The 15,687-nt window shown below is 63.5% G+C and carries 12 protein-coding genes; 4 read left to right on the forward strand and 8 right to left on the reverse strand.

The window, feature by feature from the left end:
* Positions 1 to 11 precede the first annotated feature (11 nt).
* Both MESOP_RS07300 and MESOP_RS07305 read right to left on the reverse strand, forming a co-directional pair.
* Positions 12 to 836 carry an ABC transporter permease gene (locus MESOP_RS07300; protein WP_013892691.1) on the reverse strand — a complete coding sequence of 275 codons (825 nt, stop codon included), beginning with the start codon at positions 834 to 836 and terminating at the stop codon, positions 12 to 14.
* A complete protein-coding gene (locus MESOP_RS07305) occupies positions 833 to 1,750 on the reverse strand; it encodes an ABC transporter permease (protein WP_013892692.1) in 918 nt (305 codons plus the stop codon). Before MESOP_RS07305 ends, MESOP_RS07300 begins: the two co-directional genes overlap by 4 nt.
* 395 nt (positions 1,751 to 2,145) lie before the next feature.
* Between MESOP_RS07305 and MESOP_RS07310 the strand changes: the two genes are divergently transcribed.
* Positions 2,146 to 3,564 carry an aminotransferase gene (locus MESOP_RS07310; protein WP_013892693.1) on the forward strand — a complete coding sequence of 473 codons (1,419 nt, stop codon included), beginning with the start codon at positions 2,146 to 2,148 and terminating at the stop codon, positions 3,562 to 3,564.
* A 196-nt stretch (positions 3,565 to 3,760) separates the two neighbouring features.
* Here the strand turns inward: MESOP_RS07310 and MESOP_RS07315 are convergent, their stop codons facing one another.
* Positions 3,761 to 4,963 carry an aromatic ring-hydroxylating oxygenase subunit alpha gene (locus MESOP_RS07315; protein ID WP_013892694.1) on the reverse strand — a complete coding sequence of 401 codons (1,203 nt, stop codon included), beginning with the start codon at positions 4,961 to 4,963 and terminating at the stop codon, positions 3,761 to 3,763.
* A 499-nt stretch (positions 4,964 to 5,462) separates the two neighbouring features.
* Here MESOP_RS07315 and MESOP_RS07320 point away from each other — a divergent pair, with 499 nt between their 5' ends.
* A complete protein-coding gene (locus tag MESOP_RS07320; RefSeq protein WP_013892695.1) occupies positions 5,463 to 5,873 on the forward strand; it encodes a hypothetical protein in 411 nt (136 codons plus the stop codon).
* 118 nt (positions 5,874 to 5,991) lie between these two features.
* Here MESOP_RS07320 and MESOP_RS07325 read toward each other — a convergent pair whose 3' ends face one another.
* Together MESOP_RS07325 and MESOP_RS07330 are read right to left on the reverse strand one after the other, a co-directional pair.
* Entirely contained in the window at positions 5,992 to 8,079 is a 2,088-nt protein-coding gene (locus tag MESOP_RS07325) for a PAS domain S-box protein (RefSeq protein WP_041164025.1), read from the reverse strand.
* Positions 8,080 to 8,170: 91 nt separating this feature from the next.
* Complete coding sequence (locus tag MESOP_RS07330; RefSeq protein WP_013892697.1) at positions 8,171 to 8,944, reverse strand: response regulator; 774 nt, start codon at positions 8,942 to 8,944, stop codon at positions 8,171 to 8,173.
* A gap of 45 nt (positions 8,945 to 8,989) precedes the next feature.
* On the opposite strand from MESOP_RS07330, the gene MESOP_RS07335 reads away from it, so the two are divergent.
* Complete coding sequence (locus tag MESOP_RS07335) at positions 8,990 to 9,691, forward strand: response regulator transcription factor (protein ID WP_013892698.1); 702 nt, start codon at positions 8,990 to 8,992, stop codon at positions 9,689 to 9,691.
* 68 nt (positions 9,692 to 9,759) lie between these two features.
* Here MESOP_RS07335 and MESOP_RS33445 read toward each other — a convergent pair whose 3' ends face one another.
* Positions 9,760 to 9,927, reverse strand: a complete 168-nt coding sequence (locus MESOP_RS33445) for a hypothetical protein (RefSeq protein ID WP_013892699.1) — start codon at positions 9,925 to 9,927, stop codon at positions 9,760 to 9,762.
* A 723-nt stretch (positions 9,928 to 10,650) separates the two neighbouring features.
* On the opposite strand from MESOP_RS33445, the gene MESOP_RS07340 reads away from it, so the two are divergent.
* Entirely contained in the window at positions 10,651 to 11,106 is a 456-nt protein-coding gene (locus MESOP_RS07340; RefSeq protein ID WP_013892701.1) for a L,D-transpeptidase, read from the forward strand.
* Positions 11,107 to 11,241: 135 nt separating this feature from the next.
* Here the strand turns inward: MESOP_RS07340 and MESOP_RS07345 are convergent, their stop codons facing one another.
* Positions 11,242 to 14,325, reverse strand: a complete 3,084-nt coding sequence (locus MESOP_RS07345) for an efflux RND transporter permease subunit (RefSeq protein ID WP_013892702.1) — start codon at positions 14,323 to 14,325, stop codon at positions 11,242 to 11,244.
* A complete protein-coding gene (locus tag MESOP_RS07350) occupies positions 14,322 to 15,686 on the reverse strand; it encodes an efflux RND transporter periplasmic adaptor subunit (protein WP_013892703.1) in 1,365 nt (454 codons plus the stop codon). Before MESOP_RS07350 ends, MESOP_RS07345 begins: the two co-directional genes overlap by 4 nt.
* Position 15,687 lies beyond the last annotated feature (1 nt).

Here is a 15,687-nt window from a genome sequence, read left to right on the forward strand (position 1 = left end):
GCTGCGCCTGCTCAGGCATAGAGGCCTCCCTCGTTCTGGGTGCGTCTGGCCGCTCGGCGACGCAGGATTTCGGCGATTGTCATCAGCAGGAAGGAGGCAACCAGTAGCAGCGTCCCAAGTGCCAGCACGCCCGGCAGCTTCGCCGCGAAGCGCAACTGACCCCAGATGTAGATCGGCAGCGTCGCCTCGGTGCCGGTCAGGAAGAAGGCGATGATGAACTCGTCGAGCGAGATGGTGAAGCAGACCAGCAGGCTGGAGATGATGGCCGGCGCCACCATCGGCAGCGTCACCCGACGGAAGGTGCCGAAGGCGCTTTCGCCGAGATCGGCGGAGGCTTCCTCCAGGCTGCGGTCGAAACCTTCGAAGCCGGAGGTCAGCACCGTCATCGAATAGGGAATGCAGATCAGCACGTGGCCGAGCACGACGGTGAACAGCGAGAGGCTCAAACCCAGCTGCAGCATCACCAGCAGCATCGAGATGGCGACGATCACTTCGGGCAGCACCAGCGGCGCCATGATCAGGCCGTTGATGGTGCGGCGGCCGGGATAGCGGTAGCGGGTGATCGAGCGGGCGGCGAGAATGCCGAGCACCGTGGCGAGAACCGAGGCGCAGACGCCGACCTTCAGGCTGTTCCAGGCGGCGTCGAGCAGGGCCGGGGTGTTGGGCAGGTCCTCATACCATTTGAGCGTAAAGCCGGAGAGCGGAAACTTCGGCGTCGCTGCCGTGTTGATCGAGAAGATCGGCAGGAAGATCACGGGCAGATAGAGGAAGACGACATAGAGGAAGGCATAGGCGGACAGCCAGCCGCTGGACAGGAAGCGCCGCACCGCCGTCATCGCGCCAGCCTCTGCAGCGCGCGAATGACCAGCACCGTGGCCCCGGCCATCAGCGTCACGATCACCATGGTAGTGACGGAAAGGGCGGCGCCCAGCGGCCAGTTGGAAGCCTTGCCGAACTGCGCCTGGATGGCGTTGGCGATCATGACGCCGTCCTTGCCGCCGACGAGCTTGGGCGTGACGTAGTCGCCGACGGTCGGGATCATGACGATCAGCGCCGCCGAGATGACGCCCGGCGCCGACAGCGGCAAGGTCACGCGCAGGAACGAACGCAGCGGCCCGTCGCCAAGGTCGGTTGCCGCCTCGACCAGCGTGCGGTCGACCTTTTCCAGCGAGACGAAGATCGGCAGGATGGCGAAGGCCGCCCAGGCATGGGTCAGCGTGATGATGACGGCGCTCGAATTGTAGAGCAGCGCGGTCGACGGCTCGTCGATGATGCCGAGGCCCATCAGGCCGGAATTCAAAACGCCGTTGTAGCCGAGGATGACCTTCCACGACATCACGCGCAGGAGAGAGCTGGTCCAGAACGGGATGGTGATCAGGAACAGCCAGAGGCTCTTGTGACGGCCGCCATGGAAGGAAATGAAATAGGCGATCGGGTAGGCCAGGACGACGGTGAACAGGCTGACCGTCAGCGAGATGTAGAGCGAGCGCCACAACAGATCGCGATAGATCGGCTCGGTCAGCGCGACGCGGTAGTTCTCCAGCGTGAAGGTGCGGTCGATGGTCAGATAGTGCTGCGTCCAGAAGGAGTGGGCGATGACCACCAGGATCGGCAGGACCAGCAGGATGAGCGCGTAGAGAAAGGTCGGGCTGATCAGCGCAAAGCCCTGTACGGGTTCGGATTGCAGAAGGGCATTTCGTCTGGCCCGCGTCATGCGCAACGGGGGCGACCCTTCCGCGGCCGCCGTCATTGCCAGACTCCGGGGGCCAGACTCCCGGGGGGCCAGACTCCGGGGGGCCAGACTCCGGAGGGCAGGACTCCGGAGGGCAGGACTCCGGGTGTGATCTCGGTTGCTGGCCTGGACTGTCCCGCCATGCGGCATCCCATTGTGCTGGCGCCGGCTGTGTTCCCATTTTGGTTTTGGAACGCGATCGGACGCAAAACCGGTGACCACTTTTGCTGATCGCGTTCCTAGCTTGCCGGCTTTCTTTCATCATGCGCGCATCCGCCGATTGAAATCAAGCGCTATTTCTGAGATATTGATTGAATGGACATTCAAAATAAGGTGAAGAAAGCCGCCATTTCCGGCATTTGCCGCCGAATTTTAAGTCCGAGAAAAGATTGACAGGCGGTATGGAGGCGACAATGGCGGCGGTGAGAGACCTGAAGGCGACTGAAATGGCAGCGCATGGCGGCGATGATGCGATCGAACTGGGCAAGCGCCACCTTATCCAGCCCTGGCCGTATGCCGGTTCCGTCGGTGCCGAAGCGCGCGCGCTGATCGGCGAGGGCGACGGGATCTACATTACCGACAACACTGGCAAGCGGCTGATCGATGGGCCTGCCGGCATGTGGTGCGTCAATGTCGGCCACCGCCGCGAGGAGCTGGCCCGAGTGATGTACGACCAGGCGATGGCGCTGTCCTACAACACGCCGTGGTACACGATGAACGCGCCGTCGGCGGAACTTGCCATGCGCATTGCCGGCCATGCACCCGGCGATCTCAGCCATGTCTTCTACACCACCGGCGGCTCTTCGGCCGTCGAGACGGCGCTGCGCTTCATGCAGTTCTGCAACAATGTGCGCGGCCGGCCGGAAAAGAAGCTCATCCTGAGCCGGGGCGGGGCCTATCACGGCTCAACCTATCTGTCGGCCTCGCTCAACGGCCGCCCGCGCGACCGCGACTGGATGGATGGCGCCGACGAACTGGTGATCAAGCTGTCGTCGCCAGATCCGTTCCGTCGCCCGCACGGCATGAGCCTTGCCGCCTTCACCGATTTCCTGGTCGACCAGTTCCGCGACACCATCGCCCGCGTCGGCGCCGACAAGATCGGCGCTTTCGTCGGCGAGCCGGTGCAGGCCTCCGGCGGCGTCGTCGTGCCGCCCGACGGCTATCTCAAGCGCATCCGCGAGATCTGCCGCGACAACGACATCCTCTATGTCTCCGACGAGGTGGTGACGGGCTTCGGCCGGCTTGGCCATATCTTTGCCTCGGGCGACGTGTTCGGCATCGATCCCGACATGATCACCTTCGCCAAGGGCGTCACCTCGGGATATTTCCCGCTCGGCGGCGTCATCATTTCGGAGCGGCTGCTGGAGGAACTGCGCCGTTCGAACCATCCCGACGCCTTGTTCGGCCATGGCTTGACTTACACCAGCCATCCCGTCGGCTGCGCCGTGGCGCTGAAAAACCTCGACCTGCTGGAACAGGGCGTGCTTGCGCACACGCAGGCGGTCGCGCCCTATTTCCAGGCCCAACTGAAGACGCTGGAAGAACTGCCGCTGGTCGGCGAGGTTCGTGGCGTCGGGCTGATGGGCTGCGTCGAATGCGTCGCCGACCGCGAAAGCAAGGACCCGCTGCAGCTCGACAAGGATGTCGGCAAACGCATCGACGCGCACTGCCACGAGCTCGGCCTCCTGGTGCGGCCGCTGATCAACATGTGCGTGATGTCGCCGCCGCTGATCATTTCGCGAGAGCAGATCGACGACATGGTCGGCATCCTGCGCGAAGGCATTTCGCGCACCATGGATGATCTCAGGAAAGAGGGCGTGTGGCGGGGGTGAGGCTTCTCCCTTCTCCCCGTTTCACGGGACGAGGGTGCCGGCAGGCGGATGAGAGGCGGCGCCAGCGTTGGCGATTGTTCGCATTCGCATCTCGTTGCCTGCCCGATGCAATTCCGCAAGGCTGCCCTTCACCTGCCTGCCGGCATCCCCTTCCCGTAGACCGGGCGAGAGGGACGCTCGCTTCGCGGTCAGCATCTTACGACCGCGACCTGAGCGCGTCGTTCAAGTTCCACATGTCCTTCTCCTCCGGCGCTGTCTCTAGGCCCAGCACCGGCAGCATCTTGCGCAGGTGGTCGTGATGGGTGCGCACGCCATATTCGAGGTCGGAGAGGTAAAAACCCTCGAAGGCTTCGGACAGCATGGATTCGTTCGACCACACCGACAACTGCACGTCTTCCGACATCGTGTCGCGGTCGATGCGGAAGGAGAGGTAGCGGGCGGCGGCCTGCTCGCGGCTCTCGTCGCGGTAGCGGTATATGGCGCCGCGCAGCAGCGTCTGCCCGGTCGACAGCGGAAACTCCTGGTAGAACTGCACCGATTCCGGCATCACCGAAATGACCGCATTGGGGAAGATGCCGTAATAGACCCAGGCCTTCTTCAGATAGTCCGGCAGATGCGTGGGCTCGGGCGCGATCTTGACGTAGTTCCGCACGCTCCAGCGGCGGCCCGCATGCGGGTTGTAGGTGGCGAAGGAGCGCGACACGCCGTTGATGAACGGCTCGTCGAAATAGGTCGCGCCATAAAGATCCTGCAAGGCAGGATGGGCCATGGCGACATGATAGCCTTCATTGTCGACATCGCGCACCGACTTCCAGTTGACCGGCGTCTTCTGGGTCCAGATGCCCCAGGAGGGCACCATGTCGGCGGCCTTGTAGTGCGCGAATTCGGGCTCGATCGGCTTCATCAGTTCGGCGACTGAAGGCTGCGGCCCGCCATTGCGGAAACGGATGAAGATGAAACCCATCCAGATTTCGAGATCGAGCTGCATCAGTCCGAACTCGGTCTTGTCGAGATCGGGGAAAGATCGCGGGCGCGCGGCGCCGCGCAGCGTGCCGTCGAGATTGTAGACCCAGCCATGGAACGGGCACACCAGCGCGTTCTTGCAATTGCCCTGGCTGTCGGCGACGACGCGGCTGCCGCGATGGCGGCACATGTTGTTGAAGCCGCGCACCACGCCATCCTTGCCGCGCACGATCAAGGCACGCTCGCCGACCACGTCCATGGTCAGATAGTCGCCGGCGTCGGGTACGTCGGAGACATGTCCGACGATCTGCCAGTGGTTGCGAAAGACATGCTCCTTCTCAAGCTCGAGAAGGGCATCGGAATGGTAACTCCAGCCCGGTAGCCCCCGCCGGTCCCAATCGTTGGGGATCGCCACGTCACGGAGGTGCGGGTTCATAAAAAGTCTCTTCTTTTTTGTTGAATAATCATTCAATAAAAGCATATTTTGCATTGAAATGCAATGGCTTGTGAAAACAATCGTGATTTCTTGATGAAATTCGAGCGCCGTTCCCGGTTGATTCTGGCTGGGCTGTCGGCCGGGAAAATCCCGGAGAATCCGGGTGTTAGTCAAGGTTTCCAAGGTGCCGTCCCTGCTCGATTCCGCATGGCGTGCCGATGGACGGACAAGGCTTGTTGCGAGGGATCAAAATGGCCTCGGCGCTCGCCGGCTCTGTCCGCGCCGCAGCGGCGCACTGGAACGGATCGGGTCCGAAACCGGCGGCGCGAACCTTTGTCCGACGAGCGTGCGGGCTGCGTTGTGACCGTTTTTGCCCGATTTTGCCCGGAACCATGTTTCGTTTCGGTTACATTGGCAGGCTCGCGTCACCTTTGCGCCGTTACAAAGTGCGGCTAGGTTCGTTTCATCACTAAAAAGAAACTCAGCGAAGGGGAAGGCAATGTATGCGAAAGTTGAGACCATCAGCAGCGACCACCGCCTTGAGGCTCCACAGCGCGCTGACCGCCGCCCGAAACTGGCGTTACGCCAACGCGCCAGCGACCACCCGATGGCCATGTTCATGGGGCTGGCTGCTTGCGCCTTCCTCGGCATGGCGCTTACGCCGACGGTCGGGCCGGCCTTCGCTTCGCTGAACCCGCCGGCCAACGCCATCGATGGCGCGCCGACAACCATCAAGACCGCGCGTCTGCCGATGCGCGCAATCGACTTCGCCTGCAAGGGCCAGTCCTGGGGCGCCGAGAGCGTGGATTGCCTGCGCGCCATTGCCCAGCAGTCCGGTACGCACAAGGCCCGCGCCATCCGCATGATCGCCAACGCCGCACCCTTGACCGACACGCCGAACGTTTTCTGATTTCCGTCGAGGCACAATCCCGAACCGGTTCCCTCTCGGGATCGTGTCCTGACCTCCCCGAGCGCTCCTCCAGCGCTCCATTCGGCTCCCGCGGCGCAATCCGCCGGGGGCCTCTTTTTTATCCGTTGACCGCCGCCTGTTCGGCAATGGCGGACAGCACGCTGCGCACATCGAGCGTGCTGAACGGCTTTTCCAGGATCTGCGGCCGTTGTTGCTGCGGCAAGGCTTCGATCTCCGCTTTAGCACCGATCAGGTCGCCGGTGACCAGCACGAAACGCCGCGCCAGGTCAGGCCTTTCGGCCAGCAGTTCGCGATAGATGGCAATGCCGCTGATGCCAGGCATGCGCAGGTCCGAAAACACGATGTCCGGCGGCATGTAGCCGCTCAAGGTGGCGGCGCCCGATTCCCAGACGAGCGCGACCCGCGACTTGATGCCCATCAATTCGAGGATGTCGGACAGCGAGCCGGCGACGTCAGGCTCGTCGTCGATGATCAGGGCATGACGCAGGCCACTCGAGCGCGGCTGGTTCTCGCCGGCGGCAGCGATGCCGGCTTCAATGGCCGGCAGCTGGACGACGAAACGCGCGCCTCTCGGCAACACTTCCTCGAACCAGACATTGCCATTGTGCCGCTCGATGATCGACTTCGAGATCGACAGGCCAATACCGGTGCCGACGCCAACCGGCTTGGTGGTGAAATAGGATTCGAAGATGCGGGAGCGGATGGCTTCTGGCACACCGGGCCCGTTGTCCTCGACCGAAAAGCCGGGTTTGCCCAGGTCGCCGCGGAACGTCCGCACCTTGATCAGCCGATCGCCGGCGACGCCGGCCAGCGCATGCTGGCTGTTGATGAGGAAATTCGCCGCCACCTGCGTCACGTGGTCGGCATCGGCCATGGCCAGCAGCGGGCCGGCGGCGAAATCCGTGTCGATGATGATGCCGCTCGATCGTGCGCCATAGGCGGTGACCTCGAGAGCGGCGCGGATCACCTGGTTGAGGTCGGTCTCGGCCTGTGCCGCAGGATGAAGGCGGACCATCGACAGGAAACTCTTGACGATGCGCCCGCAGCGCTCGGCGGCGGCGCGGACTTTCTCGGCACGAACCTTGGTCTGGGGGTCGGAAGCGAATTCGTGCAGCAGCGTCGACTGCGCGACCACCACCGCCAGCGGGTTGTTGAGCTCGTGCGAGACGCCGGCCAGCAGCGAGCCCATCGCCGCCATCTTTTCGTTCTGGTGCAGCTTCTCGCGCTGCCGGTTGATTTCCTCCTCGGCGCGCAGCCTGTCGCGCAGGTCGCGGATCGAGCCGAAGATCAGGCGACGGTCGCCGACGCGCATCTCGGTCGCCGTCAACTCGATCGGAAACACCTCGCCGGCGGCATTCTGCGTCACCGTCTCCAGCCGCTGGCCGACCATCGGCGCGCCGCGCCCCGACATATAGTCGGCGCCCGAAGTATAGCCCTTGCGGTAGTATTCCGGCACGACGGTGTCGAGCAGGTCCTTGCCGAGGATGTCGCTGCGCTGGAAACCGAACATCTTTTCGGCGGCCGGATTGAATTCGATGATCGATCCGGCTTCGTCGATGACGATGATGGCGTCCAGGGAGGCCTGCAGCATCGTGCGGCGGATGACCTCGCTGGCATGGGCGTCGGAGAGCGAATGTTCGATGGCGTCGCCGATGGCGAGCGCGATGATATGCAGCGTCGCCTCTTCCTCGTCGGTCCACTCGCGCTCGTCGACGCAGTCATTGACCGCCAGCGTGCCCCACAGATGGCCATGCGCGAAGACGGACACGGACAGGAACGACTTGATGTTCTGCTTTTCGAAGTCGGTCCTCAGGAAACCCTCGAGATCGCGCGTGTGTCCGGCGAAGATCTTGCCCTGGCGTTCGTCTTCGGCCACCCGCTCCAGCAGCGGATCCGAATTGACGATCGACTGCATGATGACGGTCGGCGCCGCCAGCTCTCCGCCGAAGTCGGGATCAATCCAATAGGCGGCGACCGACTGGGCAAAACCCTGGCCGGGCAGTTCGCGCAAGCGGAACAGGATACCGCGCTGACATTCGATGGCGCGGCACAGCGTTTCCAGTATGCCGTCCATTTCGCGCTGCCAGTCGCCGGCCTCGCGCAGCCGGCGAACCACGCGCACGGCCGCCATCGCCGCGCCCTGCCTGAGCCCTTGCATATCCGTGCTTGCTGTTTCAGCGGTCATCGTCAGCCGTTATTCCCAAGTCCTGCCAATTCGCTCGGCCCAATTCGCTCGGCGAGCCACGGCTGAGAACCTGAAACTGTAGGCCTGGCTTTCAGTTGCCGTCGCCGGTCGGCAGCGAGAAGATATAGCCTTCGCCGCGCACCGTCCGCAGGAATTTCGGGTTGGCAGGGTCGGTCTCGATCTTCTTGCGCAGGCGCATGATGCGAATGTCGACTGCGCGCGATGATTCCGGATCCTCGGTGAAGCCGATCGCCTCGGAAATCGCGGCGCGGGTCAGCAGCCGGTTGGCACGCGTCAGGAAAACCTCGAGCACGTCGAATTCGCTCTTTGCCATGTCGATCACCGCGCCGTTGGCACCGGTCACCAGCCTGCCGTCGAGATCGGCCTGGAAGGGGCCGAAGGCAACGGAGCGGCGATCCGTCCTGGCTTTCCTGTCCAGCAGTTCCGACGGCTGCGGAACACGGCGCAGCACGCTGCGCACCCGCGCCAGCACTTCGCGCAGCTCGTATGGCTTGACGATATAGTCGTCGGCGCCGAGCTCCAGCCCGACGATGCGGTCGAGCGCGGTGCCGGCGGCGGTCGCATAGATGATGCCTATCGGCATTCTCGAGCGCAGCCAGCGGCCGAGCGACAGTCCGTCCTCGCCCGGCATGGCGATGTCGAGGATGGCCAGATGGAAGGGCTGCGTCTCGATCAGGATCCGGGCCGCGGCCGCGGTTTCCGCGGTCGCAACGTCATAGCCGGCGGCGTCGAGATACTCGGCGACCGCCTCCCTCAGGTCGGGCTCGTCCTCGACGATGACAATTCTTGCCCGCACGATGCTCTCGCTCCCACTTTCAGTGGAAAGTAGATTGGGTATAAACATGATGTCCAGCACTCATATCGGGTTGCCAGGGAACGGTTGGAGAATATGGCCCCACGAGCCGTCATTGCGCTTGTTTCCGTCGCCGACGTGATTGCGACGGAACTTGCCGATCATCTCGAGCGGCGTGGCCATGACGTGCGTCAGGCGCGGCAGCCCTGGGAAGCCGAATCGTTGCTGTCGGGGAAGGGCGTCGATGTCGTGGTCGTCGGCGACAGCCTCAGCCAGGCGGATGGCCGGGATCTGCTGCGGCGTTACGGCGGCCAAGGGAGTGGCGGCGAGGACGGACCGGATTTCATCCTGATCTGCCGGCCGGCCGACCTCGTCGACAAGGTGCTGGCGCTCGAGCTTGGCGCTGCCGATGTCGTCGAAAGCCCGCTCAATGTCAGGGAACTCGCCGCCCGTGTCGGCGGCCTGCTTTCGCGACGCGGCAGGGGCAACCAGGAACTGATCGTGCTGGAGAACGCGACCGTCGACTTGAGGTCGGCGATGGTCATGCATCGCTCCGGCACCGAAGAGCAGCTGTCGCCCGGCCAGGTGGCGCTGCTCAGGCTGTTCCTGGCCAGTCCGCGCAAGGTGCTGACGCGCGACGACATCATCGCGGCGGCGCCGGCCGAAAACGCCGACGCCTTCGACCGTTCGATCGATTCGCGCATCGTGCGGCTGCGCCGCAAGCTCGACACCGAAACCATCACCACCATCCGTGGCGCCGGCTACCGGTTCGATCCGCCGCGTCAATTCGCCGACTGACTGCTGGGCACTCTCGGTGACGGTTTGGCCGAGCATCGGATTTTCCTGTTCGCCGATGCTCCCGGAGTTCAGCGTGCCACCAGCAGCGACGGACCCGATGGCATGTCATTGCTCATGACGAGTTCGTTTGCCTGGGCGCGCTCCTTGAGGAGCACCGTGGCAAGGGCGGCAAAGCCAAGCAGGCCCTGCGCATAAAGCAGTGCGGAAAGCACCGAGGCCGCGAATTTCGTTTTCATCGTCCGACTCCCAGAATGTCAATTCTTCAAAAAATTGAATGTGTCGCGGGTCGCCTCGGGAAACTCCCGAAGTGCCCGCGCCGCCCACGGAGCCCCCCGCAGCGGCGCGGGCCTTCGGTCCTCTCGGCAGCAAGTTGCCGGAGGGGCCGCGCAATGCCAGCAGCCGAAGGCCAACCCGCCAGAGGGCCTTCAATCGGGCGATGCGCACGCTGGTGGTAATCCAGACCGAGGCAGGAAACAGAGCGACGTGCGGGGTAGAGATCTCGCTCGAACTCATCGCCAGCCTTGTCACGGCGGCGCCGGCAAGAATGCCGACACTACCTATGGCCGCTGCCGTGATGCTGATCCTGAAGACCAGGACCGCGTGTTCGCTTTCGTTCCCGTGGCCGTTGCCGTCTGCTTTCGTTACGTCAACCTTGCCGGCCAGCTGTATCGGCTTCATGCCGCTCGAAGCCGCGCTTTGTTGCAGATTGGTTTCGAAAACAGGCTCAGTCTTTTCATATAAGGTGACTTCGAACTTTCGTTTCGGACTGAATACCTATGTGCTGTATTTGAGTGCCAGTCGGCAGCGGCGATGTCTCCGCCCGACGTCTTGGTTTGTTAACCAGAGGAAACGGATTCGAAACACAAACGAGCATTTCGCGAAATCTCACCGAAACATGCCGCGCCGATAAGCCGCCCATCGAATTGGAGCCGGCCGGACCGGCAGAGAGAGGGGACATCATGCACAGCACCATCACCGCCAAGCTCATCAACATCACCGCCGCCACGCTCACCGGTGCCGCGCTTCTGTTCGGCGCCAACGCCGCTCACGCCGCCAACAAGATCGTGGCGCGGGTCTCGCTTTCGCAGCAGGTCATGGAGATATCAGTCGATGGCCGGCCGACCTTCGCCTGGAAGGTCTCCACAGGCGACAGGGCGCATGTGACCCCGACCGGCTCGTTCAAGCCGACCCGCATGCATGAGATGTGGTATTCGAAGAAATACGACAACGCGCCGATGCCGCATTCGGTCTTCTTCAGCGGCGGCTATGCGGTCCACGCCACCTATGCCATCAAGCGTCTCGGCCAACCGGCCTCGCATGGCTGCGTGCGGCTGCACCCGGACAATGCCGCCGACTTCTACCAGCTGGTGGAGACCTTCGGGGCCGCCAATACCAGCATCGTCATCGTCAAGTAGCAGGCTGAAGAAGCGGGCCGGTTTACCACCCTGCCCGTGTTCAAGGCTCCCGCTGGAAATTGTCCGCGGTTTTGAGCACAGCCAAAAAAAGAGGCCGGAAAAATCCCGGCCTCTTTTCGTTCTTCGGCTTTTTTATCAGTCCGGCAGGGCCGGCATCAGCTTCGGATCCGGCTTTTCCGCCAGATGCGGCAGGTCCTTGCTGGCGATGAAGGTGTAGAACATGGGCACGACGAAGAGCGTGAACATGGTGCCGACGAGGATGCCGGTGAAGATGACGAGGCCCATCGAATAGCGGGCCGCGGCACCGGCACCGCTGGACGTGATCAGCGGCACCACGCCGAGCGCCATCGCCGCCGTCGTCATCAGGATCGGCCGCAGGCGCACCTTGGCCGAGGCGATGATGGCATCACGCCGTCGCATGCCGTGGATTTCGCGCTGCTGGTTGGCGAACTCAACCAGCAGGATGCCGTGCTTGGTGATCAGGCCGATCAGCGTGATCAGGCCGACCTGGGTGTAGATGTTCAGCGTGCCGAGGCCCAGATTGAGCGGCACTATGGCGCCGAAGATCGACAGCGGCACCGCCATCATGATGATCAACGGGTCGCGGAAGCTTTCAAACTGCGCCGCCAGCACCAGATAGATGACGATGACGGCGGCCCCGAAGGCGATCAGGATCGTGTTGCCCTGCTCCTTCTCCTGCCGGGATTGGCCGGAGTAGTCGATGAAGAAGGTGTCGGGCAGGCTCTCCCTGGCGATGTCCTCGAGCACTTTCAAACCATCGCCGGTGGTGACGCCGGGCAATGGCAGCGCGGAAATCGTCGATGAATTCAGCTGGTTGAACTGCTCGATCGCGGCCGGCGAGGCATTGTTCGAAATCTTCACGACGGCCGACAGCGGCACCATCTCGCCCGTCACGCTGCGCACGAAGTATTGGCCGAGTTTTTCGGGGTTGTCGCGGAACTCCTGCGGCACCTGCGGAATGATGTCGTAGCTGTTGGAGTCGCGGTCGAATTGCGCCACTTCGGCGCCGCCGACCAGCAGCGTCAGCGTCCGGCCGATATCGGCGATAGGCAGGTTGAGGGCGGCGGCGCGATCGCGGTCGATGGTGACGGTCACCTGCGGCGAATCATAAGACATCGAGTTCTGCACGACGATGAAGCGGCCCGAGGCCTGTGCCTTGTTCTTGATCTGCTCGGCTTGCTGGTACACTTCCGAGGAATTGCCGGTCGAGCGCACCACCATGGCAATCGGCAGGCCGCCGCCGGAGCCCGGCAGCGTCGGCGGGGCGAAGACGAAGGCCTGGACGCCCGCGACCTTGTTGATACGAGCCGTGATGTCGGCCTGCAGCTCCTTGGAATTGCGCTTGCGGTCAGCCCAATCCTTGAAGGCAAAGCCGACGAAAGCGCTGTTTGTCGTGCCACCGAAGGCCACGGCGGAGAACTGCGCCCGTGTTTCGGGAATGTCCCTCACCAGGCCGAGAATCTGGTTGACGTAGGTCTCGGTGTAATCGGATGTCGCATAGGTCGGCGCGGTCACGAGCGAGAGCAGGAAGCCCTGGTCTTCTTCCGGCGCCAGTTCGGTCGAGGTCTTGGTGAACATGAAGCCGGTCACGCCGACAAGCGCCAGCACGATGAGCAGCGTCAGCGGGCGATAGTTCAGCGAACCGGTGACGGCGCGCTCGTAGACATGCTCGACCCGCGAGAAAACGCCGTCGACGATGCGCTGGAACCGGCCGGCGTTGCCGGGCTTCAAGAGGCGCGCCGACATCATCGGGGTGATGGTGATGGCGATGATGCCCGACAGCACCACCGAGCCGGCGAGCGTCACCGCGAATTCGCGGAACAGCGCACCGGTCAAGCCACCGGTGAAGGCCAGCGGCGCGAACACGGCGGCCAGCGTCATGGTCATGGCGACGATTGCGGAGGCGATTTCGCGCATGCCGCTGAACGCCGCTTGCATGGGCGTCATGTGGTCTTCTTCCATGTGGCGGTGGATGTTTTCCACCACCACGATGGCGTCGTCCACGACAAGGCCGATTGCCAGCACCATGGCCAGCAGCGACAGAAGATTGATCGAATAGCCGACCGCGAACAGAAGGAAACAGACGCCGACCAGCGACAGCGGGATGGTGATGATCGGCATCATCACCGAACGGAAAGAGCCAAGGAACAGAAGGATGACGACGACCACGATGGCGACCGCCTCGGCGATGGTCTTGAACACCTCGTCGATCGAGGCGCTGATCTGCCCGGTGGCGTCGTAGACGACCTCGATCGTCATGCCTTTCGGCAGCGTTTCCTGGATCTGCGGCACAAGCTTGGTGAGCGCGGCCGCTGTGGTCAGCGGGTTGGCCGCCGGGGTCGGGAAGATGGCGAGGAAGGTGCCGGGCTTGCCGTTGAAGGAGACCCTGGTGTCGGTGTTCTCGGCGCCGAGTTCGACGCGGGCCACGTCACGCAGCCGCACCACATTGCCGTCGGTCGAGCGCAGCGGTAGTTCGGCGAAGGCTTCCGGCGTCTGCAGCGTCGAACGCACCGTAATGGAGGAAACGACATATTCGTTCTGGGTGTTTCCGGGCGCAGACAGGAAGTTGGAGTTGTTGATCGCTGCCAGCACTTCCGCTGCCGTCACCCCGCGCGCGGCAAGCCGGACCGGGTCGATCCAAACGCGCATCGAATATTCCTGGGCGCCGAAGATCTGCACGTCGGCGACACCTTCGACCGTCGACATGCGGGGCCTGATGACGCGCTCGATATATTCGGTCAGCTGCTCCTTCGTCATGTTCGGATTCTGCATCGAGATGTACATCATCGCGAACTGCTGGCCGGTGCCCTTGACGATGACCGGGTCCTTGGACGCGTCCGGCAAGGTGCCGCGCACGCCCTGGACCTTGGACAGCACTTCGGTCAGCGCCACGTCGGGGTTGGAGCCGAGCTTCATCTGCACCGTCACGGTGCTGGACGACGGACGGCTGGACGAGGTGACGTAGTCGATGTTTTCGGTCGAGGCGACGGCGCGTGCGATCGGGGCGGAAATGAAGCCCTGGATCAGGTCGGCGCTGGCACCCGGATAGGCGGTCGTGATGGTGATCGCTGTTTCATCAACCTTCGGATACTGCCGGATCGACAGGTTGAAGATGCCCTGGAACCCGAGCAGCAGGATCATGCAGGCAAGGACCGTCGAAAGGACGGGCCGGCGAATAAAGAGATCGGAAAAGCTCATTGCTGGTCGGCCTGCTTGTTCGCCGATTTGGTCGGGTCGATGGTGTTGTCGACGTTGACGGACATGCCGTTGAAGAGGCGGTTCTGGCCCGCGGTGACGACCTCGTCGCCTGCCTTCAGCCCTTCGACGATCTCGACCATGCCCTGGTTGCGGCGACCGGGCTTGACGAAGACCTGTGACAACACCAGCGCGGGCTTGTCGCCTTCCGCCGCCGGCTTGGCCGCATCGGTAGCGGGCTTGTCGGCAGGTTTAGCCGCATCGGCCGCGGGCTTGGCCGCTTCAGCGGACGGCTTCATGGCATCGGTTGCCGGCTTCATCGCGTCCGCCGGCTTGGCATCCGCAGGCTTGGCATCCGCTGGCTTGGCATCCGCCGCCTTGTCGGTAGCCGCAGCGGGTTTTTCTTCCGGCTTGGCCGGCGCCGCCGCAGCCGGTTTGGCCGGTTGCACGACGAAGACGTAGTCGCCGTAGAGGCTGGTGGTCAGCGCCGTCTGTGGCAGTATCAGCACGTTCTGCTCCTCGGGCAGTTCGACACGCACCTGCACGAACTGGCCGGGGGTCAGCTTGCCGTCGGGGTTGGCGACCTCCGCCCGGATGTTCACCAGCCGGCTGGACGGGTCGATCTTGGGGTCGATGCCGCGAATGGCGCCGGCAAACGGCTTGTCGTCGCCACCAAGTCCCAAGCGAACCGTCTGGCCGATCTTGAGCAGCGGGAGCTCCTGTTCGGGAACCGTGAAGTCGGCCCGCATCGTGTCGAGATCCTGCAGTGTCACAACGGAAGTGCCGGGCGACAGATACTGGCCGAGGTCGATCTTCGGGATGCCGACCGTACCGGCGAAGGGAGCCGTCAGCTGCTTCTGCTCGAGCACGGCCTGGAGCCTGGTGACCTGGGACGCCGAAGCGGACGCCGCCGCCCGCGCGCTGTCCAGTGTCGAGTCGGAGCCGACGCCGCGTTTTGTCAGTTCGAGGGCGCGGTTCAGCGACACCTGATCGAGCGCGGCCTGCGCTTTCTGCGCGTCGAGATCGGCGCGCTCGACGGCGTCGTCAAGTTGCAGCAGCACCGCGTTGGCCGCGACTTTCTCGTTGGCGTGGAAGGGGATCTCCTTGACGATGCCGGCGGTCTCGACCGTCAGGTCGACACCACGCACCGCCCGCACGGTGCCGATCGCCTCGACGCCGGGCGTCCAGCTCGATGGCTTGACGATTGTCGTCGACACGGTCGCCGCGGGCGGCTTCATGGTGGCGAAATACTGCTTGATGCCGTTGTCGCGCAGGAAGTTGAAGCCGACGATGCCGCCGACCACGATGACGAGCACGGCCAGGACCGCAATGATGATAATGATACGGAGTATGCGCTTGAACAAG

The organism is Mesorhizobium opportunistum WSM2075 (assembly GCF_000176035.2).
GTDB lineage: Bacteria > Pseudomonadota > Alphaproteobacteria > Rhizobiales > Rhizobiaceae > Mesorhizobium > Mesorhizobium opportunistum.